Here is a 23,364-nt window from a genome sequence, read left to right on the forward strand (position 1 = left end):
CGCAGGGGCACTGATCTGGGGCAATTCACACCCTCGGAGCAACACATGAGCAGTCATCCCCCGAGCCGGAGGCTCCGCGGGCGCAGGGCGCCAGGTGCGGCAGTCACGCTGGGTCTTGCGTTCGTCGTTGCGTTGCTGGCGCAGCCCACGGCACTGTCGGCCGCGACCGCCATCGCCGCGCAAGCAGCCCCTGCAGGTGCCTCCCCGCTCTCCGCGGCCGACTGGCGCCGCTATGTGGAAACCCCGTCACGGTCCGACGTCTGCCCGGTCGCTGTGGTGAGCACGTCGGGCAACGTCACGGGCGCCCGCAACCTGCTGTGCGGCGGCTCCGGCGCCGCGACACTGACGTTCGCCGACGGCGGCGCCACCCCCACGATCCTGCTCGACTACGGCCAGGAAGTCGGCGGCATCCCGTACTTCACAGTCTCCGCCAAGGCCGGATCGCCGACCCTCAAAGCGGCCTACAGCGAAGGGTTGCAGTACATGGACCCCTCCGGTGACGGCTCAGCTCCCTGGGGCGACGGTGACGGCTCCCGAACCGACTCCTATCAGGTCTCGGCCACCGGCACGATCACCAACCGGTTCGTGCAGGGAGGCGAGCGGTACGAGCAGATCACGCTGTCCGCACCCGGCAGCCTGACGTTGCGGGCGGCGGGCATCCACTACATCGCCGACCGCACTCAGGCCGACGGCTACCAGGGGTACTTCACCTCCAGCTCCGAGGAGCTGAACAAGATCTGGTACGACGGCGCGTACACCCTCCAGACCAACCTGACGCCGGCCCACTCTCTGCCCGGGAGCTGGGAGGTGAAGGACGGGGCGCTCGACGCCGTGGGATCGAAGATCAACGACGGTGCCGGGATCCTGAACCAGGGGTCCGCCTGGAGCGACTACACGAGCACCTTCCGCACGAAGATCCTGCGCAACCAGGCAGGGTGGTTCGTCCGTGGGCAGAGCGCCCAGGACAGCTACCTGTTCATCCTCAACGACAGCGCCGACGCGACCGGCACCCCGAACACCTTGCAGGAGTTCGACGTGCACGCCGGCGCTTACACCAGCCTCGGCTCCGTGCCCCTGCCGACCCCCATGGACGCCGGCACGTGGCACACCGTGGCCACCACAGTGTTCGGCGCCGGCATCACGGTCTCGCTGGACGGCACGAAGATCACAACCGTCGACACCACGGCACTGCCCTCGGACGCTGTCGCCCACCCGACCGGGACGGTCGGCTTCCGCGAGTTCGACGGCGAGGAAGCCGCGTTCAAAGACCTGAAGGTCGTCAGCAGTTCGGGCACGACGCTCTTCAAGGACGACCTGAGCGTGGACTCGGCCATCGCACGCTTCACCCCGCCCGGCTCCAACGTGCTGCCGTCCGTGCTCGACGGCGCCCGGCGCGACCGCGCGATCTGGTCCGGGGACATCAACACAGAAGGCCTGACCGACTTCTACTCGGTGGACAAACCCGAGTACATCAAGCAGTCCCTCAACGTCCTGGGCAGTCGCCAGCTCTCCAGCGGCTTCGTGCCCGGAGCCCTTGCACCAGCGGCCGTGGTGCACATCGGCTCGCCCATCCCCGGTACCACCACGGTCTATTCGGCCTCGTACTCCATGTACTTCGTCACGGCACTGGCGAGTTACTACCTCTACACCGGTGACAGGGCCTTCGTCGACCAGGAGTGGCCGGTCGTCCAGCGCGAGCTGGCCTGGAACGCGACCCAAGTCGACTCCAACGGCCTGTTCACCACGCAGGCCGGTGTCGACGGCGCCGACTGGGACTTCTACGACGGCGACAAGGGAGGCGAGGTTTCCGCCTACAACGTCCTGTACTACAAGACACTCCTGGACGCCGCAGCCCTGGCCACGGCCGCGGGCCAGCCGTCGGCGGCCGCGCAGTACACCACGGACGCTGCGGCGCTCAAGGACCGCATCAACGCCCGCCTCTACGACGCCGGCACCGGCCTGTACAAGATCAGCGACACCCGGACCACAGGCACGGCCCAGGACGCCAACGCCACCGCCGTCCTGTACGGGGTGGCCTCACCGTCGCAGTCCCGGACGATTCTGGCCAAACTCAAGACGGACCTGTGGACCACCCCCTACGGCCCGCTGCCGTACTCCAAAGACACCGGATACCGCGACCTGATCAGCCCCTTCATCAGCGGATTCGAACTGCAGGCGCGACTGGCCAACGACGACACCGCGAACGCACAGGCGCTGCTGCACACCGAGTGGGGCCATATGATCGCTCCGGGGCCCGACCAGACCGGGACCATGTGGGAGAACATCGCAAGCAGCGACGGCACACCCGGCCTCGGCTCGGGCGCAAGCCTGGCCCACGGATGGTCCACCGCACCCACCTCCGCGCTGTCCGCCTACGTTCTGGGAGTCCGACCGACGACCGCCGGCTACGCGACATGGAGCATCCAGCCCCACCCCGGAGACCTCACCTGGTCGCAAGGACGCGTGCCCACCCCGCACGGTGACATCGACGTCCGGTGGACCCAGCAGAGCGTGGCCGGACGGTTCACCGTCACCGTCACCGCCCCGCACGGCACCCGTGGCACGATCGCGGTCCCGACCTACGGCGCGGGCGACACGGTCGTCACTGTCGATGGCAAGGTGGTGTGGCGGCACGGAGCCTTCACCGCGGGCTCCGGGATCACCGCTGCGCATGCCGCATCCGGCTACGTCTACCTCACCGTCAGCCGGCCTGGCAGCCACACCGTCACCGCTGCGTCGAACAACGGCCCGTCGCACTAGGTACGCTGTCGAGCTCGGCGAACCGCCCGCCCCGGGATCGGGGCGGCGTCAGCCTGCGGCAGCGCGGCCGGCGTCGGCACGTTGTGGCTGCCGCCGGCCGCGAGCACCGGAATCCGGACCGCAGGGCGCCTTTCACGGACAGCGAAGGCGGCCAGTGCCTCGCCGACTCGGACAACCGCTCGCCTGAGGCCCGTACCGGTGCGGCGCGCTCGCGCCAGCCGTCCTTCTCGCCGATCGTGGCACCGGTGCACAGCACGACGGAGCCGGTCAGTCTGTCAAAGACGTCCAGGGCGACTGGGCTGCACCGGCAGTGCCAACCTGCCCGTCCGCTACCTCAACCGGGGCCGCGCCGAGAACGTCTTACAAGTCCCCACCAGGAAGCCGAGCTGCCGTGCAGGGGAGCCCCCCGAGGGGTGGCGTGCCGTACTGGTGGATCAGGGCAGGGCTTTGATCTGGGCCGGGGAGAGGACGCGGTCGAAGGCTTGGACGTTTTTGATGGCACCGGGGAAGAAGTCGGCGGGTTGGCCGTTGGAGGTGCCGCAACCGATGAAGAGGGGTCCGGTGGAGGTGATCAGGGGGGTGTGGTGCGGGGCGCCCTGCTGGATTCCGTTGACGTAGAGGCGTATCTGGCTGCTGGTCGCGTCGCATACGCCAGCCAGGTGGGTCCAGGTTTTTGTGGTGGGAATGGCGTGCGACAGTGCGCGGACGCCGGGGATGGAGAAGGCCCAGCGGTTGTCGTCGCCGGAGTACTGCAGGTAGAAGCTGCTGTATCTGGTGGCGTACTGGCTGACGGCGGTGCAGAAGTGGCCGGGTACGGCGGGCAGCCAGACCCATGCCGCGACGGTGAAGCTGTGGCCGGGGCCCGTGCGGAGTACCTGGGTCCGGGTGGCGATCCGGCTGATCACTCCGTCGAACACGGCGGCGCCGCCGTTGCCCGCCCGCCACCGCACACCGGTGGCGGTGCCGTTGTGCTTGCCGGTGGTATCCGCCGCCAGTGAGCCGGAGCTCTCGTCGAGCGGCCATGCGCCGACCGGTCTCGGCGCCGAGTCCGAGGACCGGGTGAGGAGGAGACCCGTGGCGGCGCCTGCCGCGGCGACCGTGGCGAGTCCCGACATCAGCAGGGTGCGGCGGGTGTGACCGGTGCGGGGAGCCTTGTCCGGTGTCTGCGGGCGCGGTGTGTCCAGCTGTGTGTCCGGATGGGCGGGAGTCTCCCGGGAGACGGTTGCGGCGAGGGCGGTAGGTGCGCCGGGTTCGTGGCCGCGGGCGGCGGAGGGCCGGGCGCGGTGAGTGGTCGGCAGCCGGCCGGGGGATGCGGTCGGGGCCATCGGGGCTCCGCCCGTGCCCATACCCACCCAGGAGAGGATCTCGCGCGGGGTGGGTCGTGCGCCGGGAGCCTTGGCCAGGCAGTCGGCGACAAGGGCGCGCACGCCGGGATCGGTGACGGCTTGGATGTCCGGCTCGGCGTGGACCACCCGGTAGAGCAGGGCAGGCGGGGTTCCCCGGCCGAAGGGATTGCTGCCGGTCGCCGCGTAGGCCAGGACCGCGCCCAGGGCGAAGACGTCGGTGGCCGCCGTGATCTCCCCGTCGTCGACCTGTTCGGGCGCCATGAAACCCGGGGAGCCGACCAACAGCCCGGTCCTGGTGAGTGAGCCGGCCTCAAGGGTGCGGGCGATCCCGAAATCGATGACCCTCGGACCGTCCTCGGCAAGGAGCACGTTGGAGGGTTTGAGGTCGCGGTGGACCAGGCCCGCGTTGTGGATCGACAGCAGGGCCTCGGCCAGCCCGGCCGCCAGGACCAGCACCGTCGCAGGAGGCAGCGGGCCCCCGCCGTCGACCGCCTGCTGAAGTGACGGCCCGGCGATGTAGCTGGTCACCAGCCACGGCTGGGTCGCGTCAGGATCGGCGTCGATCACCGGGGCGGTGAACGCGCCGCTGACCAGACGCGCCGCCTGGACCTCCCGGCGGAACCGGGAACGGAACTCCTGCTCGCGGACCAGCTCGGCGTGCACCACCTTGACCGCCACCTGCCGACCACCCGGCGAACGTCCGAGAAACACCCGGCCCATACCACCTGAGCCCAGGCGCTCCAGGATCTGGTACGCCCCCACGGAACGCGGGTCCTCCGGCTCCAGCGCTCCCACAAACCCCTCCCCATGCCGTCCGCTCCGGCGGTTGCCCCGAGCACTCTCGGCACGCGGAATTCCGGCCGGCGCGGTCTTCGCGGTCACGGTCCTCTTGGCCGGTCCGCTACCTGGCACACCATGGGCGTCCCAGCAGATCCGTGAAGATCGCCGCGCCCATCATGACCACGATCAGTCTGCCACAGGGCGACCACGTCCTGTTCCGTCGCCAGCGAGCTCGAACTCCCCTGTATATCCCGGCACTACGGGAAACGGGGCGGTCGGCCGCGTGCTTCGGGTACGGCGCCGGGGAGCCCGGTGCCGTACCCGCGAAAGCCGCCGTGTCCAGTGGCGTCAGCGGACTTTGAGGTCCTCGAAGCGCGGGGCGCCGCCTTCCCGGACGCGCTGCCAGGTACTGCGGTAGAGGTCGGTGGCGGGTTCGGCGGGCACGATCGCTCCGAGTACCGCGGGTCCACCCAACCGCCCGGCAGGAAGAGCCACCGACCGCGCCGGGTGCCGCGGCCACCATGTGCCGCCGGTGTGTCCCGGAAGCCGGTGGGCGAGCCAGGCGGACAGGGTGACGGCGGCGACCAGGGTGTGGACGGTGAAACCCACGGCGAGTTCGTCGACCTGGATGACACGGTGGCGGACCTCTCAGGCCAGGTCGCGGGTCAACTGCGGTTCGGCGGCCGGGTCGAGCAGTGCGGGCAGGGCCTGGCCGGGCTCCCGGGTCGTCTGCACGCTGCGCACGGTCTCCGTGAGCAGTTCTTCGGGGACGGCGGCTCATCGGCCCACCGTGCTGTTCCACACCTCCGCCGCCCGGGCCACGTCGGGACCGTCGGTCCACAGCCTTGCCGGTTCGGCGGGCAGCAGCGCCGCCACGACGGCCCGCCGGACCTCCGGGTCCAGGTCGCTCAGCTCCTCCTTGGCCACGGCGGCGTCGGCCGCTTTCACGCCGAGCGTCTTACGGGCCCCGGGGGAGAGGAAGTTCCGCTCGTACGTGTCCACTTGCGGCAGACCGGCGACGACCAGTCGGGCCAGGGTGGGCGTGACACCGCTGAGCCGGGCGAACTCCTCGGCCGCCGCAGGGAACCAGGGTGCCGGGCCGCGTGCGGCCAGCTCGGTGCGGAAGGCCGCGAGCCAGCCGGCCTCCCGCGCCTCGCCGACCGGCGACGAGGACTCCACGACATAAGGCGCCGGGACCTCGAAACGCCCGGCCGGGTCGTGGAACAGCGCCGTGAACCCCTGCGCACCGTACAGGCGCGTGATGGCGAGGAAGCCCCCGCCGGTAAGGCGGAGAAGCCCGGCCCACCGCGGTGTGCCGTCGGGCCGCCGGGGCAGCTCGGCGTCCAGGGCGAGCTGGAATCGGCGCCAGCGGGCGGGGTCGCCGATGGCCGCTACGCCCAACGCGTCGAATTCGCCGAGGAGTTCGCTCAGGGTGTCGCGGTGCTCCGCTTCGGTGCAGGCCGCCGCCGCCCGGAGCGCTACGGCCGCGCAGGTGTCGGCCAGGCGCGCCCAGTCGAGGTTGCTGGGCGGCAGGTCCGTTCCGTCGAGGTGGGTGCGGATGGCGGGGTCCGGCTGGGAGGTGTCCCGCAGCGCGTGACCCACCGACCGCAACTGGCGGAAGCCACTGCGCGCGTCACGGCTGTAGTTGGAGAGCACCAAGTCCGTGCCCAGGCCGTTGAGCGCGTCACGAAGTGCGTCGTCCTCGGGCCCGAGCGGCCCGGCCGACTCGACCGGCCCCATGTCCGGCTGCGCTGGGGCCGGTTGCCGGTCGAGTCGCTCGGCCACCGAGTCCAGCGCGGCCCGTTGCGCCGCGGCGAAGCGCACCACGGCGGCAATACCGGTCACCAGCGCGTCATTGCCGACCTCCGGCAGCAGCGCACGGATCCGGGCGGGCAGCTCGTCCCCGTCCGCCGCGGCGTTCTCTTCTCCGGCGGCGGCCGCCAGCAGCGCCGCCGCCGTTTCCCGGTCGATCCGGCGCAGCGCCTCGGAGCCTTGCGGGTCGCGGGGCCGCAGGAAGTGCCAATAGCGTAGCGGCGGCAGCACCAGGGTGCCCGCCGCGAACGTCCCGGGGGAGTTGTCCGTCCTGGCCACGGCCGTGCCGACCCCGTCCTGGTCGACCAGGCAGACCACGCCGGAGCCCGCTGCCCGGACGACCGCGAGCGGCCGACCGGCGGCGCCGGGGAAAACCAGCGCGTGCCTCGGCGGCTCGGACCCGGCCGGTACGGTGACCGTGTTCCCGGCCGGGTCCTCGCCGCGCAGCGAGCCGTCGGGCAGCTCCACGACCCGCCAGCCGAGCAGTCCCTCGCCGCCGGCGCCGTCCACGGGCGCCGGCAGGACCCAGCCGGACGTGAAGGAGCTTCCCGCCGGGGCGTCGCGGGTCGCGTCGGCGAGGAAGCCGGGCAAGTCCTGGCGACCGCTCCAGGCCTTGGCGGTGTCGTACGCGTACCACGTGGCGATCGCACCGTCCCGGCTGTCGCTGTCCCCCACCCAGAAGGAGGTCCCGTCGCTGCTCAGCGGCCTTTCCCCGGGCACGGTGGAATCGCCCCGGCGCACCGCACCGCTGCCGGTGGTCCGGCCGCCGCCGGGCAGCGGGAGGGTGGGGCCGCCGAGATCGCCGAGCCGGTTGACCCGAGTGCCCCGGGGGGCGCCACCTTCCATGGGCCGCAGGCGGTCGGCGGAACGGTGCCAGTAGCCGCGCAGCGCGCCGTTCGCCGCCCGGGAGCGCCAGTAGACGAGCAGTTCGCCGTTCACGTAGTGGCAGCCCGGGTCGCCCTGGCAGTCGTCCTCCGGTATCCGCAGGTCGTGAGTGAGCACGGTGCCCTCGGCGCCGAGCACCCGGACCTGCGAGGGGCCCGAGGCGATCAGATACGGCCAGGCGTCGGCGACCACCAGGTTTCTGATGTCCCGCGCCGGTACGAGAGCCGCGGCCGCGTCCTCCCACGCGGGCCAGCCCAGCTCGTCGAGGAGCCCGGCACGAAGGGTACGCACCAGGACCGCGGCGAGGTCGGTGCCCACGGCAGCGCGCACCCCGGCCTCGGCCACCGCCAGCGCTTCGCCCGGCAGCCGGGACAACACCCGCAGGCTGTGCGGCAGTTGCGGCAGGTCCGCGGCGGCCGTCCGGCCGGCGACCTCGCGCACCCAGTCCGCCAGCATCGGCCGTCCGCCGGGCGCCGCCGCCAGTTGGCGCAGGGTGTCCTGGCTGTAGCCGTCGGCGCCGTATCGGACGACGGGAGGGAAGCGGGCATCCGCCGCCAGCGCGACCAGATCGCGCCGGCCCTCGCTCTCGCCCTCGCCCCAGTGCGCAAGGTGGAGGAGGAGGCCCCCCGGGGGATCGGCCACCGGTATGTCCAGCGACAGCAGCAGATCCAGCAGGTCCACGTCACCGGCCGGGACCGGCATCCTGCCGCCGGTCGTGGCGAGTTCGGCGCGCAGCGCCGCCGCCATCCGCTCCACCAGCGGATACAGCTGCGGCAGCCGGCCATCTCGCAACCGGCCGGGGTCACGGAATGCCAGGAATCGCCCGAGCCAGCCCACGGCACCGTCGGCGGGGCGCTCCCGCTCCGGCAGCGCGGTGTCCCAAAGCCCGGCGGCGGCACCGGACTTCTCCAGCAGCTCCAGCCACTGCGCCGGCAGTTCCTGTTCCTCACCCGAAGGCATCAGCTCCAGCAGCCTCGGGCGCAGCGCGGGCTCCCGCCGGGCCAATGCGACCAGCGCCGGAAGGTGGGCCTTCCACCAGCTCGCGCCCGCCCGCAACGTGGCGGGCAGCGCCAGGAGTTCGGCCAGATACGCCTGCTCCTGTGCCGCCGGGTCCGCGCCCGTCGCCTTCGCCAGCTTCCGCAGATCGCCGGTCATCCGCGCGGACGGCGGCAACCCGCCCGCCGTACGACGCAGGCTCAGCCGCCGGAACCTGCGGAACGCCTCCGCCGCCGGCACCCGCGCGGCCAGCTCCTTCGCGTACGAGGACAGCACCTTCACCGGCAGTGCTCCGGCCAGTGCGAATTCGAGGAACACCGCGTCGAGCCGGTCCTCGTCGACCGTCAGGCCGTTCTCCGCTTCGGACTTACGCGCTCGGGCGAACATCTGAGCCGCGTATGCCGCGTTGCCCGCGCCGAGGAAGACCCGGCCGGCCTGTTCGTAGAAGGTCGGCAGGAAGTGCGGTACGGAGGCGGCCAGTTGCCCGGCGAGCCGGACATAGGCGTCGAGCGCGGCCTTCGGCTTGGACTCCGCCTGCCGCGCCACGCGGTCCAGTTCCGGCAGGACGTCCAGCGCGTGGTGGCCGTCCGCCGGGTGGTGCGCCAGCACCCATTCCGGGAAGCCGAGCGACTGGCGAAGGCCGAGACCGACTTCGGCCGCCTCGCCGTCCGGCTCCAGGCCGAGGAATCCGGCCGCCACATCCTCCGCCGCGCCCAGTTCGGCCGCGACCAGCCGCACCACCACCCGGCCGTCAAGTCCTTGATGCCGGTAGGCACGTGCGGTGAGCGGAACCGCCTGCTCACCGGCGCCGTCCGGGTCCGGCGGCAGTACCGCCCCGGCTGCCAGCAGTTCGGCTGCCTCCGTCCGCCCGGTCTGCCGCGTGCCGCTCATGCGCCCATGCCTTCCCCGGCCTTGCGGCCGGCGTACAGTGCCGCGGCCATGCGCATCCCCTCGGACCAGGCCACCGGACCGACCTCGGCCGGCGGCAGCGCACGGCCGTCCCCGTCTCTCCAGCCGAGACCGCCGGTCTCGGCTTCCCCGTCCCGGTGCGGCTCGCCGATCCACACCACCGCCTCGACGCTCAGCCCGCAGTCCCGTATCCGACAGGTCGCGTACGCCCCCGACACCCGGTAGCCCAGCGAGGCCGCCCGCGCGGCCAGCCCGGGGCGCGAATCGTACGTCCCGCCCGCGAACTGCCCCACCGAGGTGGCCCACTGCGACGCGCTGTCCGGCTTCGACCAGGTCTCCCGGTAGATCTGCTCCACCCGCTGCGTCACCCCCAGCTCCACCGCGAACTCCCGCAGATCCGCCAGACCGGGCAGGAGCACCGGATGGGGCAGCGTGACCGTACGCGGTGACAGCCGGACCGTCTCGCCGTCCGGACGCACCACCCGTAACGCACCGGCGTCCGTCGCATCCCGCAGAAAGCCCACCTCGTCGGGGTCGTCCCCGACCACTACCAGGTCACGCAGCGCCGTTCGCCATGCCTCGTCCGGCCACACCCGGGCCAGCAGCCCGGTCGGCACCGGCAGCGAGGACACCATCCAGGTGTCCACCCTCGCCACGCATGCGGCGGCGTGCCGGTCCAGCCACTGCGCGAACCGGCGCAGCCGTACCGCCTCGGGATGCTCCCGCACCGCCTTCGGCATCGACGTCAACTGCCGCCCGGCCGCTCGCCCCGAAGTGGCCCTCGCGGCCACCCGGCCTTCCACCAGGGCGACTTCGTACCCGTCACCCGCCGACAGCCAACCCACCGGTCCCCATTCCTCACACCATTGAAGAATCTGCAGAGTCGAGCGGGCGCGTCCCGGTCTCCCTGTGACGATGTGACGAGAGGCTAGCGCGAGCCACCGACGATCGCTGTCCTTGGCCCCTGCCGGTCTGCGCAGGACGTGCGCGGGAGACGGCAGGGTCGTCTTCTGCGCGGGTACCTCATGGCAACGGCTCTTCGAGGTGCTGTCCGGCCCGCTGGCCCGGCCCTCCACTCCCGGGGTGCGCCATCGCCGCTGGCGGGCGGTCGCCTTCGACGGACGCGGGAGCCTGTCGGTCCCCGACCACGGGCGGAACCGGGGTCCTGGCTCGGTCGCGTCGCCCACCGGTACGGTCCGGGCGGCTACCCCCGCTTGATGCTGATGACCCTGTGCGAGACAGGCGCCCGCGGCTTGATCGCAGCAGTCTTCACCCCTGCCACCAAGGGCGGGACACCGACCGCGTCCGGGAACTGGCGGAAGCGTGTTTCGACTGAGTCGTCCGGTCACCACGCCCGTACACGGTGTTCTGCGACACCCTTCAGAAGGGTATTCGCAGGTGTTGGCAATGCTCCGGTGTCGATTGTCGTGATGTGTACGGCGTTATGCCACGGCGTCGTAACGGGCGCTGACTTGGACTGTTGTCCATGCCAAAGTCGCTGCTGGCGCCGGTGGTTACTACCGTCCGCGGGCCGGGCCGGAATTCGTTGCCACCGGGGCGACACCGCTCGGAAACGAAAGAGGGACACCATGCGTACCAGGACTGCCCGTTGGAGTTTGTCGACTGCCGTGCTCGTCGCCGCGGGGCTGGCGCTGACAGCGTGTGGACCCGACGACGCGACCTCCGCCACCGGAACCTCCACCGGTTCGTCCGTCCCCGCGAGTTCCGCGCAGACCGGCACCCAACCCACGGCCAAGAGCAGCCAAGGCTCCGCCCACACCACGCCGTCGGGCACTCCCAAGAAGGCCGGGGTGAGCTGCACCGACCAGATCGACTATGCGGGAGATTCGAGGTCCAACGCCGAAATCAACACCATCGGCGATCAGACCGGTTACTGCCCGCCGGTGTCCGCCTCCGCGGGGAACGGCGTCGCCAACGCGGGTGACCAGCGCACGGTCGTCGGCAGGCTGGACTACCTCGTGCCCGGCAAGCTGATCGTCAAGCCCCAGGACGGCGGCACCGGCCAGGAATTCTCGATCACCAACGCCACGCAGGTCCTTGGCGCGGCCGCGATCTGCTCCGACGACCCCGGCAGCGTGTCTATGGGCGGCGACGGCTATGGCACCTCGAAGTGCACCCTGGCCGAGCTGGAGACGGCTGCGAGGACCGGCAGCGTGACCGTCCGTGTCACCATGAACTCCAAGTCCGGCAGCGCCGAGACGGTCGAGGAGAAGTACCACCCGTAAGCCCCCGCATCCGGCGCCTCTTGCGTTTCGCGGATCCGCGCAGGGCGTATCAACCAGGACACCGTCGATCGGGCCGATCCGCTTCGCATCGCCTCGCCGAGGAGATGATCGCCGCGATCATGCGTCCGCGGGCCCCTCGTGCCGCCCGGCCCGGACCAGGCCGCCTACGTGGACGGTGAACTGGATCTACGACACAGGACCAGGACCAAACCTCGGGGCCGGCGAGACCGAGACGGTGACCGACTCGACCAGCGATGCCTGCTGCGACAGGGAAGGGTCACCTCGGAATTCATCGTGCGGTTCCGGAGGCAGTTGGCGTGGGCCGGCGGATGGGTAGCCGTAGGGTTCGGGCATGGTTCAGGTACCGGTTGCGGGTGGTTTTGTCGAGCGTGCCGCGGAGTTGGTGGTGCTGCGTCGGGCCGTGGCCGACGCCGCGGGTGGGCGGGGCGGGATGGTGCTGGTCGAGGGGGAGCCGGGGATCGGGAAGTCGGCACTGGTGACGGCGGGACTGGCGGGCGCGGAGGCGGCGGGGTGCCAGGTGCTGCTTGGGGCCTGCGACGAGTGGGGGCAGCGCTTCCCGCTGTCGGTGATGATGCGCACGCTCGGTGTTCAGGAGGAGTCGGCCGATCCGCGGCGGGCGGCGGTCGCCGCGGCGCTGTCACGTCCGGCGGAAGTGCCCGGGTGGAGTGTGCAGATGGTCGCGGGTGATCCGGTGATGGCCGCGGTCGAGCAACTCCTTGGTCTGGTGGACCGGCTGACCGCGGAGGGCCCGCTGGTGCTGGTGGTGGAGGACCTCCACTGGGCCGACGACGCGACACTACTGCTGTGGCGGCGGCTGTGCCGGACCGCACTGCAGTCACCACTGCTCCTGGTCGGATCCAGCCGCCCGGTGCCCCGCCGGACCGAAGTCGACGCAGCGCGACGCGACGTACAAGCAGCCCATGGGATCTTGATCTCTCTCGGCGGACTGTCCGGCGCAGGCGTCTCGGCAATGGCAGCGGAACTGACCGGGGGCATTCCCGGACCGGAGCTGACCCGACGGCTCACATCGGCGGGGGGCAATCCGTTGTACGTGCGGGAACTGGTGGACGCACTGGTGCGGGCCGGGGCCGTGCGGGTGACGGACGGAGTGGCGGAGCCGGCCGACGACCATGATGCCTCTGGCGTGGCGGTGTCACTGGCAGAGGTGATCGCGGACAGGTTGGATTTCCTGTCGGCGGGGGCCCAGGAGCTGCTGCGGACGGCGGCGCTGCTGGGTCCTGATTTCTCGGTGGCCGACGTGGCCGCGATCGTGGACCGCCCAGTGATGGCCCTGGTGGGTGTGCTGGAGGAGGCAGTCGCCGCGGGCGTACTGGAATCGGAGGGAGCGCGTCTGCGGTTCCGGCACGGCCTGCTGCAACAGGCCCTGTACGAAGCGATACCCAGGGCTTTGCGGGCGGCGCTGCTTCCGCATGTGGCTCAGACGCTGATCGCAGCCGGGTCTTCGGTGGAGCGGGTCGCGATTCTGGTACTGGCGGCGCTGGACGGATCTGACGGCTGGGAGCTGGACTGGATCGCCGCCAACACCGCACACCTGATCTACCGAGCCCCCGCGGTCGTCGCCGAACTCCTCGAACACGCCCTCAGTCAAGTCGGCGAGGACGAGCCCAGGCATGCCGGCCTGGAAGACCATCTCGCCAGAGTCGCCTTCCTGCTGGGCCGCTGGGAACAAGCCGAGCACATCTCCCGGACCATCCTCGCCCGCACCACCGACCCCGACCGGACCGGCGAGGCCCTCTGGCTCCTGGGCCGCACCCTGCAACGCCTCGGTCGGCACCAGGACGTGCTTGAGGAGCTGGAGGCTGTCGCCGACGGACCGCGGGTCACCCCTCTGTGGTGGGCGCGTCACGACGCGCTGCGATCGACTTCCCTGCTGGCGCTGTCGCGGCTGGACGAGGCGCGGCGGACCGCCGAACAGGCGCTCGCCGCCGGGGAGAGCCTGCCGGATGCCACGGCGATGGCTCATGCCCTGCATACGCTGTCGATAGAGCGCAATGTCGCCTCAGAGTACGCCGCTGGCGGCGACTACCTCGACCGGGCGCTCGCAGCCACGGGCAGCGCCCCGGAGTTGGCGGATCTGCGCCTGCTGATGCTCGGCAATCGCTTCACCCTATTGGAGGAGTTGGGCCGCTTCACAGAGGCGTCGGCCGGAGCCCGGGAGTCGATCGCCCAGGCTGAGCGGCTCGGCAGTCACCGACTCGACGACCTCCGGGTGCAGGCCGGTGTATTGGCTTATGTCATGGGCCGCTGGGACGACGCTCTGGCGGAACTCGAACTGGCCGCCGATATTCCGGCCGGCTCCCCGTTGGGTGTTGCCCGACGTGCGCACCTGGTGTTGATCACCGGTCATCGCGACAACTGGCGCGAAGCCGCCCAACACCTGGCCGCGCTGCCGGAGTGGGACATCCTGGGTGACCCGTTGGGCGTCTCCGTCTATGTCTTGTTGGCCCAGGTTCTCCACGCCGAGCGGTCCGGGACGCCACAGAGCGGCGTCGAGACGCTCGCGCCGAGCCTGGACCCTGGGCCGGAGAACCAACGTCTGCGCAATCGCTGTGCCGTTCTGCCTGTCCTGGTCCGGCTGGCGCTGGCCGCCGACGATACGTCGACCGCCCGAGCCGCTGTCGAGGCGGCCCGGCACGACGCCGAGCATCTGCCGGCACTCCAGCAAGTGGCGGCTGCCGACTGGTGCCGCGGCCTGCTGCACAACGACCCGGCGGCTGTACTCGCCGCCGCCGCCCGCTACCGCACCGCCGGCCGCCGGCCACAACTCGGCACCGCACTGGAGGATGCCGCCGTCGTACAGGCCGCCGTCGGCGACGCAGCCGCTGCCCGCACCACCTTGGCCAAGGCCCTGGACACCTACGCCGGGCTCGGCGCGACCTGGACCGCGCGGCGCGCCACCGCCCGGCTGCGGCAGTTCGGCATACGCCCCGGTGGCCGCGGCAGCCGCCGCCCCGAAACCGGCTGGTCGGCACTCACCGACACCGAACTGCGCGTCGCCGAACTCGTCGCACAGGGCCACTCCAACCCCGACATCGCCGCGCGGCTGACCCTGTCCCGCCGCACCGTCGAAACCCACGTCTCCCACATCCTCACCAAACTCCGCGTCCACTCCCGCCGCGACATCACCAACCCCACCCATACCCTCGTCTGAACCCGGCAGGGGACAACCCCCGCACACCATTGGTTACGGCGGCAGTAGCCATCCGGTTCTCTCTCGGGCGACGGTCAGCGGCCACGGGTGTGCTGCCTTCGGGTCGTCGTGCAACACGTGGAGGTTCCTCCAGGCGCGCAGCATGGTCTCCTGCACCAGGCCCTCGACGGCCTGCCGGTCTCCGCCGTCTACGGTCTTGATCTGCGATTTTCCCCTCATCGGGTGGTTTGGGCCGGTGTTACGCGGGGTGTCACGTTCCCCTTGCGGTGACGCGCTCACCCTTCGTCAGCGCTGCACCGGCGGGCGGTGGGAGCACTCCCCGCAGGCCGCGCAGCCGGGGCGGCAGGTTCAGCGCCGCATCGGCCGGGTGCAGATCGGGCACCGCGAGGGCGGGCCCCTTGCCCGCACCGGCTTCTGATGATCGGCGCTGGTCCCGTTCGGCAGTCCTGACCGCCGTGACTGTCTCAGCGGCGTGTCCCCTCTACGAGAACGGGAAGCGTCGGTGCGAACGGCGGGGAGGCCCCCGGCCGGCGGGGGGGACGACGGCCGGGGGCCTCACCTTCTATACGCTGAGCAACGGTGTTCGGTTCACGGCCGTGGGGTGCGGCTGAAGGGTGCAGCGGTGCCGTCCCGGTCATCGACCAGCGTCCCGTGCGGAGAGCGGCGGGGCACCTGTCGAAGAAGAGGAGTAGGGCATCAAGGGGGAACGCCCGGAGGCCCACTCGGGGGCAGCCGGACAACGGTGCCGCGCCCTACCGCACGTCACGATGGGCCCCCGTCGGATGGCAGGGATGCCGAACACGTGAACCGAGCCGCAGCGTGTTCCGTAGTCAGTTATGACCCACTCCTCCGGTCACACATTGACGGTAGGTCAGCGATCTGCCCGCACCGGCACACGATCGTCGGGACCGTATGGGGGAAGAGAAGAGAGGAATCCTCGTATGGCATCGGACACCGAACTGCGAGCCGCTGGATGGTTCAGAACCGCGACGCTCGGCTTGCTGGTCGTCGGCACGACCGCCGTGGGCCTGTCCGCTCCGGTCGTGGCCCACGCCGACACGGACGAATCCGGTGACCCAGCCGCTGGAGCGCCCTCGGACGGCCCGACCAAGGTTCACGAGGCCACGCAGGCCGCACTGCGGGCCACGGCGGAGCGTATCCGGAGCAACAAACCCGCGGCGCGGGAGCAGGGGGCTGACGAACCGCTGAAGCTGTACCGGGTGCGTCCACATGACACCCTGTCGGGGATCGCACAGTCCCAGCTCGGTGACAGCAGCAGATACCCGGAGATCTTCCAGCTGAACAAGGGGGTGCTGCAGACGGACGGCGGGAAGCTGACCCGTCCTCACGACATCAGCGTGGGCTGGCTGCTCCGGATGCCCGCGAGACACAAGCCCGTCCGCGTCACGCACTCGGGCCTGACCAGTCGTGAGAGCAAGGCCGAAACCACGAAGGCCGGCGGCAGGGCCAAGAGCAAAGCCAAGAGCAGGGCCAAGACGGAGGGCAAAAAGCCGCACACCCGAGCCAAGCACCAGGTCTCACCAGCCCGGAAGACCACCACGACCGGTAAGAGCGCTCGCGTGATCGCCCGCTCCATCGTCCCCAGCGGCCAGTTCGGCTGCTTCTCGGAGATCATCTCCCATGAGAGCGGTTGGAACGTCCATGCGGTCAACCCCCAGTCCGGGGCCTACGGACTGGCCCAGGCGCTGCCGGGAAAGAAAATGGCCTCGGCCGGCTCCGCCTGGCGCGACAGCGCGACCATCCAGGTCAGGTGGGCCTTGCGCTATATGGATCAACGCTACGGCAGTCCGTGCGATGCCTGGAGCTTCTGGCAGGACCACAACTGGTACTGAACCCGCCGCACTGTGACGGCGAGGAGTCCGGACGGTTCCGGCGTCGGGAAAGAGCAGACGATGACCACACGCTTCAAATGGCTGCCCGATGTTGGGAATTCGCTCCGCGACGACGGTGCGGCCGGAGTACATGTTCCCGAGGGCGATTGGATCTCGGGGGTTCCCGGCGGCGCGCTCATACCCTCGGCATGGTGGGACGGGTCCGTCCGGGCCGGTCTGCCCGCCCCGGCAGCCCCGTGGCAGATACGGCCGATCCCAGCCGGCCTCTGGCTGTTCCGTGGACGTCCCTCGGTGCGCGAGGCCGAGGTGGTGGTGCGGATCCCCGCCGACCCCGCCCGCCTCGGCCTGGTGGTCGGCGCGGCCGAGCCGAACCCGGGGATCTTCGACGCGATCTCACATGTACTGGCTGGGCTGCCGGGAGACGGTCCGCGCGCGGTGCGGATCTTCCTCCCTTTCGTCACACCCGAGGCCGGCCGCAGCCTGGCCCGCGACCACCGGCTCGACCTGGTGGCAGCCCCGGCGGGGCTGCGCTTCCGCGGTGGCATCGCCGGCGTCTGCGCGGCGGGTGCCGCAGGCCCAGAGGGCTTCTGGCAGTGGTACCGGACACGTTCAGGGGACCTGCCGCAGCCTTGCGGCGCCATTTACCCTCAGCCGGGCTGGGAGGCCGGACTGGTCGGGCACAGCGCGTTCGGGATGCGCAGTGCGGCGGTGGCAGGCAGGATTCCGGCGGGTTTCGCGCTCCGGCCGCTGGGCCCGATCGACTCCGGCTTCGCACGGTTCGCCGCGGAGGTCCCCGCCGACAGCGAGCGGCTGCGGGTGGTGGTTCAGGGCAACGGGTTCGACCCGCTGCTGATGGCCGCGTGCCGTGAACTGCTGGACGCGCTGCCCTTGGCGGCCACCCGTCACGTGCAGCTCGTCTGGCCCTATGCCGGTGCCCGGGAGTCCTCGGTGCCACTGCGGGAACTCGCGGCCTTGCTGGACGCACCGGTGGTGGCGCCAGCGGCGGGAATCACCCTGCATCCGAACGGCCACGATCTCATGGCCGCCCACGAGGGGGGCGCGCTGGGGCACTGGGTCCGGTTCACATCCGATCGGGACCCGTTGCCGCACGGTCCGTTGTCCCCGTCACCGGGCTGGGGACCGCAGCTCCGTCAGCGGATCGCCGCCCTGCCCCAGGGAGTTCAGGCCGCACAGGCCCCCTCCGGTGTCCACCTGCGCGGCTCGTGGAGCTCCGGCCTGGAAGCGCTGGCAGGCGCCCTCCCGCCCGAACGCGGAGGTGTCACGCTGTTGGCCGATGGCGACGCCCTGCACAGCGGTGATCGTGACCGGGTGTTCACCACGCTGGACGGGTTCGGCCATCAACTGCTCCGGGGGGTCAGGGTGGTGATGCGCTCGGCCGACGTGGGGGAAAGCCACTGCCTGGCCCAGGTCCTCGCCGACCGGCTGAATGTCCGGCTGCTTGCCGCGACCACTGAGTCGATCGTTCAGGCGCTGGGGGGCCAGGACGGCAGGGTACGGCCCGCTGCGCTGGTTTGGCGGCGTTATATGCCCCGGGCGCGCTCACTCACCCGCGGTGTCACCGCGGCGTGAGCGGTCTGTGCGGGAGCCCTACGGTCGTGAACACCGCGCTGACGGCGTGACGGCCTCGTACGCCGAGCCCCCGTTGTGGCTGGTGACCGCGACGACGAATGGGACGATCCGGTCACTGAGCATCCGGGGGCAACGCCCAGAGCCCTCCTACTCCCTGGACCGGACACGAAGAGCACGTGTCTGCCCGATCGGTGAACCAGCGGAACGGGCACCGCGTATTCCCCTGTGAGGTCGTATGAAACTGCCGATCCACGGAAGGTTCCATGTCAAAGATCATCGTGGCGTCACCCCCTAATACCGGCGAGCTGGCCCCCTTGCTGGAGCTCGCCCGGGGACTCGCCCAGCGCGGTCATCAGATCACCGTGCTCACCGGTAGCCGCTTCCGCGACGCCGTCGAGAGCGTAGGGCTCGCCTTCACCCCGCTGACCGGTATCGCGGACTTCGACGACCGGCTGATCGGGGACATCCCCGAACGCGCGCGCCTCACCCCTGGCCCCGAACAGCTCAACTTCGACTGGGTCAACCTCTTCGTCAACCCCATGCCGCACCAGCATGCGGCCCTGCAGGAACTCCTTGAAGCGGACCCCGACCAGTACCTGATCTCCAACGCCCTGTTCCTCGGAGCCGTGCCGACCGCGATGGGCGCATCCGGCCACCGGCCGCGCCGCTGGGTCGCGGTGTCGGTGGTACCGCTGGCCGTCAGCAGCGAGGACACAACCTTCTTCGGGCCCGTGCCGGTCGGCCCGGGCGAGGATCAGAAGGCGGCCAACCGCGCCGCCATCGCCGGATTCGCGAGCGAGATGCAACCGGTCCAGGACCGGCTGAACGAACTCCTGCGTTCCATGGGCGCGAGGGGGACGTTCCCGGCGTTCGTCGACGGAATCATCACCGTCCCCGACGTGACCGCCGCTCTGACCGTGCCCGGGTTCGAATACGAACGAAGCGACGCCCCCGACTCGTTGCACCTGGTCGGCAGCCTGACTCCGCAGCGCCCTGCGGAGTGGCAGCCGCCGGCCTGGTGGTCCGATCTGGACGGCTCACGCCCCGTCGTCGTGGTGACCCAGGGAACCCTGGCCAACCGGGACCTCACCCAGCTCATCGAGCCGGCCCTGACCGGTCTGGCCGACCTCGACGTCACCGTCGTGGCCACCCTGGGCCGCGAGGTCGACGCGCTGTCCATCCCTCTGCCGGCCAACGCCCGTCTCGCCGAGTACATCCCCTTCGACGTACTGCTGCCGAAGGCCGATGTGTACATCACCAACGGCGGCGCCGGCGGCATTCACCAGGCGCTCGCCGCAGGTGTGCCGGTGCTGGCCGCCGGCCTCACCGAGGACAAGCCGGCGAACGCCGCACGGGTCGCCCACCACGGCCTCGGCATCGACATGCACACCGCCACTCCCACTCCCGAAGCCGTGGCCGCCGACACCGAGAGGCTCCTCAAGGCCACCGAGATACGCGAGAACGTCGAGCGGCTCGCGCAGGTGTACGCCGCATACGACGCACTCGTCGAGATCGAACGCCTCACCCTCGGCTGAGCGGCTTCGCCCGTTCCCAACCTGACGAACTCGCCCTCGTCCGACCGGTCGTCGGAGACCCCGGTGGGGTTTGCGGCTGTAAGCCACGGTCAGGGACGGGTAGGGAGAACGGGCACCGCCGCCGCGATCGGCCGGAAAGGGCAGGAAAGGGCCGGAAAGGGCCGGCCTCTTCCCGGACGCTGCCCGCCTTGGCTTCGGCGCGTTGGCGTCACAGCCTGCGGTGTGACTCGGGGGACTTCTCACGCTCCGGATCCGCGAGCTTCAGCGGCCGGCGGCGTACGGCGAGTGAAACGGCACTGGAGTGAACCAGGCACCGCCGGCCCACGTAGCACTTGTTGAGTGGACGGGCTCTCATGACCGTGCCTGGAAGGGGTCAAAAGTACTGTGTCGGTGGGTGGAGTCGGCGGCCGGCCGGCGAGGGGGTAGCGGATGGCGCTGTGGACCTGGCGGGGCGGGCTGCCTTCCTCGGCGGACGGCGGGCCTGCCCGTTCGACGCGCACGGGTTCCGTCGATGTGCCGGTGCTGGCGGAGGAACACCATGGCCTGTGGCTGCTGTGGTCGTCGCTGGACGACACGTTCACACCCGCTGACATCGGCAGCCTGGGCCGGGACATGCCGTCGGGCGAGGGTGTCGTGACGTTGGTCGCCGCCGCGCCGACGATGGCGGTGACCGCCTTCTGGCCGCGGTTGAGCGAAGTGCTGGACCGGCTCTGCGCGTCAGGCACCACTGCGGTGCGGCTGGTTATGGCGGAGGCCGGCCGGGAGTACCCGGAGCGCCCGGCGTTGGCGCGCCGTATCGCCGACAGCTGGGGTGTCACCGTGGACGCACCGGTCGGCACTGTCATGATGGTGCCGGGCGGCTCGCTCTTCATCCCCATCGCGTCAGGAAGCCGGGACGGCTGGCGGCGTTTTTTTCCGAGGGCGAAACCGGCGGTGCTGGGGCCGCGTTCGCCGGTGCCGCCCTGGCAGGGGGCCCTCAGCGATGTGCCGACGAGCACCGCCGGCGGTTGCGTAGTGGAGCAGCTTCCCGCGGGGCTGATCGTGCGGCCGGCGGAAGCCAGGGCGCCGAGGCCCGGCGATCTGTATTACTCGGTACCGATGGATCCCCGGCGGCCGACCATCGTGGTCGGTGTGGCCGGTGGCGAGGACGTGTCCGTGGCGGAGGTCGTCAGTGTGCTGGCGGCCATGCCCGAGTCGGTGCGGTCAGGTGTCCAGCTGGCCCCTGGTGGTCTGCAGGATCTGCTGCGGCTGGGACAGGGCGTTGCTGACCAGTTGGGCGCCGAAGTGGAGGTGAGTACGGGACTGCCGCTCGTCGCCGCCGGTCGCCAGAACGCCCACATCACCCGGTCCGCGCTGATCGGGCGGGACGGCACGCCCAGTTGGCTGCCCTTCGTGGACGCCGTGGTGTGCCGTCCGTCGCTGGGCGCCGAGCATGCCCCCTCCCCGCGTTTGCTGCGGTGGTCACCGCCGGTGCCGGGACCGGGCCGCCTGGAGGACGGCGTGGTCCGGCTCGACGAGCGGTGGCAGGTCGCCGTGACCCGGGCGGGGCTGTGGGTGAGCGCGCGCGATGCCGTTCCGCTTCCGCACAGGGCGCGGGAGGTGAGTGCCGAGGGCCCTGCCATCGAGGTCGGTGTCCCCGGCGTGCAGTTGGATGATTCGCTGTGGCCCGTGCTCTCCCAGCTCCTTGTCGCGCTCGACCCGGGATTGCGCGCGTGCGCCACCCTGTATGTGCACGGCACCTGCTCGGACGGCGGCAGTGGGCTCCGTGGGCTGGCCGCCCGGCACGGCCTGCGCACCATCCGTTACGCAGCAACCCCGAGCGGACCGCGCACGGTGCCGCCCCCCGGGCCCGGACCGGCTCCCGGGCCTCGGCCGACGCCCCGGCCCGTACTGACAGACCGGCCTGGGCAGACTCCTCAGCCCGGTCCCGTGCCCCGGCCCCCTGCCGGGGTGCCCGCCACCGGGCGTGCCGTGAAGCCCCCGGTGCCCGGCCGGTCGCCTGTGCCCCGGCGGTCGACCGCCTCGGACGGCACCCCCGCGCGAACACCCGCGGTCGCGCACGGACCTCGCCCGGTGCCGGCGCCGCCGGTCACCCGGTTGCCGGCAGAGCGGACGGCCCAACGTCCGGACGCAGATGCCGAGGGCCCATCGGATCCGCCGCCGGGCTTCCTGCCCGTAGCGGACCTCGACGCGGCCTGGGAGCACCTCAGCCGGGGACGCCGAGGAGGGGCCAGGAGTAAGGAACTCCCGTCCGGCCTCTCCGAGGGCGGACAGGAGCCGGGTCCCGACCTCGACGCGGCCTGGGAGTATATGAGCCGTGGCCGTACGGCCGCCGCCGCTGAGCAGGATGAGTGGGCCGCCGCCTCCCCCCATGATCGACCGCGTCCCCATTCCGCGCCCGGCGGCCTGGAGACGGCCCCGGGCCGCCCTCCGGCGTCCTCCCGCCCGCTCCGCGCCGGCCACCGCAGCAGCGACGGTGAGCGGAGCGCTCTGCGCATGCTGGCCGGGCCGGTGTGGGAGCGGCACGCTCCCGCTGTCGCGCAAGCGCTCACCCGTCTGACCGGACTGCCCGATGAGGAACACGACGCCGCCCGGGCGGACGTGACCGCCCTCCGGATGTATCTGGCCGAAGCCGAGGGCCCGTTGGGCCACCGCGCCCTCACCCACGCGCTGCGGACGGGGGACGCCCGTCTGCAGCCGTACGCGGCTTGCCTCTTGTCAGGACTGCGGAGGATGCCGACGTACCGCGGGGCAGTTCTCCGGGGCGCGGGCGCCGTTATGGACGACGTGGGCCTCCTGCCCGGTTCCGTGCTCTGCGACAGGGCTCCCGTGAGCGGTGTGCTGGCGGCGAGAGAAACCGCCGTGCCGCTCGGACCGCGTTACGCGGTCTGGTCGGTGACCGGGCGGCGCGTACGGCAGGTGCTCCCTGCCGACGGCGAGGGTGAGATCGACGGTGGGGGCGGCGAGGAGCTGGTGTTCCCCCTGGGGACGCCCTTTCGGGTGCTGGGCGTTCGCCTCGGCGGGGCCGCGCCGGTCGTCCTGCTGAGAGAACTTCCGGCCTCCCCGGCGCATGCCACCGGCGTTCGGCTGGAGGAGCCCGATGAACTCGACGACACGGATCGCACCGCGCTCGCCGCGCTGGACGAGGCACTCAAGGGCCGTTCGTCCCAGACAGGCAAGGGCGGTTGGCTGGAACGTTGTGCGGGTCCCATCGGGAACGGGCCGTAGATATCCGTGAACACGAGTAAACACACGTGACGAGGAAGACAGAGCGAGGAGGCACTGCGGGTGGAAAGCGAACATTCGGATGAGTCGAGGGTGGAGGGCGGCACCCGCACGGAGCAAGGCGGCGCCCGTACGGAGCGCGGGTCCCTGCGGCGGAGCCCACGGTGGTCCCCGCCCGAAGTGGACCAGACGATTGTGCTGTCTGCCGGCCCCCCGGACACGACAGGTGAGCCT

The 23,364-nt window shown here is 71.3% G+C and carries 12 protein-coding genes; 7 read left to right on the forward strand and 5 right to left on the reverse strand.

The annotated features are described in order from the left end of the window. Nucleotides 1-45 precede the first annotated feature (45 nt). Entirely contained in the window at nucleotides 46-2,760 is a 2,715-nt protein-coding gene (locus OG552_RS30450) for an alpha-L-rhamnosidase-related protein (RefSeq protein ID WP_329138344.1), read from the forward strand. Between the two features lie 434 nt (nucleotides 2,761-3,194). Here the strand turns inward: OG552_RS30450 and OG552_RS30455 are convergent, their stop codons facing one another. From OG552_RS30455 to OG552_RS30470, 4 genes are all read right to left on the reverse strand, one after another. Continuing rightward, a complete protein-coding gene (locus OG552_RS30455; protein WP_329138346.1) occupies nucleotides 3,195-4,901 on the reverse strand; it encodes a protein kinase domain-containing protein in 1,707 nt (568 codons plus the stop codon). Nucleotides 4,902-5,234: 333 nt separating this feature from the next. Further along, on the reverse strand, nucleotides 5,235-5,495 hold the full coding sequence (locus OG552_RS30460; protein ID WP_329138348.1) for a hypothetical protein: 261 nt from the start codon (nucleotides 5,493-5,495) through the stop codon (nucleotides 5,235-5,237). Nucleotides 5,496-5,663: 168 nt separating this feature from the next. Further along, on the reverse strand, nucleotides 5,664-9,470 hold the full coding sequence (locus tag OG552_RS30465) for a DNA-binding protein (protein ID WP_329138350.1): 3,807 nt from the start codon (nucleotides 9,468-9,470) through the stop codon (nucleotides 5,664-5,666). Continuing rightward, nucleotides 9,467-10,333: a DUF4132 domain-containing protein gene (locus OG552_RS30470; protein ID WP_329138351.1), complete on the reverse strand. Its 867-nt coding sequence runs from the start codon at nucleotides 10,331-10,333 to the stop codon at nucleotides 9,467-9,469. The genes OG552_RS30465 and OG552_RS30470 overlap by 4 nt, the downstream gene beginning before the upstream one ends. Nucleotides 10,334-11,077: 744 nt before the next feature. Between OG552_RS30470 and OG552_RS30475 the strand changes: the two genes are divergently transcribed. Together OG552_RS30475 and OG552_RS30480 are read left to right on the forward strand one after the other, a co-directional pair. After that, nucleotides 11,078-11,734: a hypothetical protein gene (locus OG552_RS30475; protein ID WP_329138353.1), complete on the forward strand. Its 657-nt coding sequence runs from the start codon at nucleotides 11,078-11,080 to the stop codon at nucleotides 11,732-11,734. Nucleotides 11,735-12,086: 352 nt separating this feature from the next. After that, nucleotides 12,087-14,927, forward strand: a complete 2,841-nt coding sequence (locus OG552_RS30480) for an ATP-binding protein (RefSeq protein ID WP_329138355.1) — start codon at nucleotides 12,087-12,089, stop codon at nucleotides 14,925-14,927. 33 nt (nucleotides 14,928-14,960) lie between these two features. On the opposite strand, the gene OG552_RS36530 is transcribed toward OG552_RS30480, so the two are convergent. Then, nucleotides 14,961-15,146: a sigma factor gene (locus tag OG552_RS36530; RefSeq protein WP_443071077.1), complete on the reverse strand. Its 186-nt coding sequence runs from the start codon at nucleotides 15,144-15,146 to the stop codon at nucleotides 14,961-14,963. Nucleotides 15,147-15,868: 722 nt separating this feature from the next. Here OG552_RS36530 and OG552_RS30485 point away from each other — a divergent pair. The 4 genes from OG552_RS30485 (at nucleotide 15,869) to OG552_RS30500 (ending at nucleotide 23,133) form a co-directional block, all read left to right on the forward strand. After that, nucleotides 15,869-16,780, forward strand: coding sequence for a LysM peptidoglycan-binding domain-containing protein (locus OG552_RS30485; RefSeq protein ID WP_329138357.1), 912 nt, complete (start codon nucleotides 15,869-15,871; stop codon nucleotides 16,778-16,780). 291 nt (nucleotides 16,781-17,071) lie between these two features. Beyond that, a complete protein-coding gene (locus OG552_RS30490) occupies nucleotides 17,072-18,370 on the forward strand; it encodes a hypothetical protein (RefSeq protein ID WP_329138359.1) in 1,299 nt (432 codons plus the stop codon). A gap of 263 nt (nucleotides 18,371-18,633) precedes the next feature. Then, entirely contained in the window at nucleotides 18,634-19,905 is a 1,272-nt protein-coding gene (locus OG552_RS30495; RefSeq protein WP_329138361.1) for a nucleotide disphospho-sugar-binding domain-containing protein, read from the forward strand. A 429-nt stretch (nucleotides 19,906-20,334) separates the two neighbouring features. Next, nucleotides 20,335-23,133: a hypothetical protein gene (locus tag OG552_RS30500; protein WP_329138363.1), complete on the forward strand. Its 2,799-nt coding sequence runs from the start codon at nucleotides 20,335-20,337 to the stop codon at nucleotides 23,131-23,133. The last annotated feature ends 231 nt before the right edge of the window (nucleotides 23,134-23,364 follow it).

It is taken from the genome of Streptomyces sp. NBC_01476, from assembly GCF_036227265.1.
Taxonomy (GTDB): Bacteria; Actinomycetota; Actinomycetes; order Streptomycetales; family Streptomycetaceae; genus Actinacidiphila.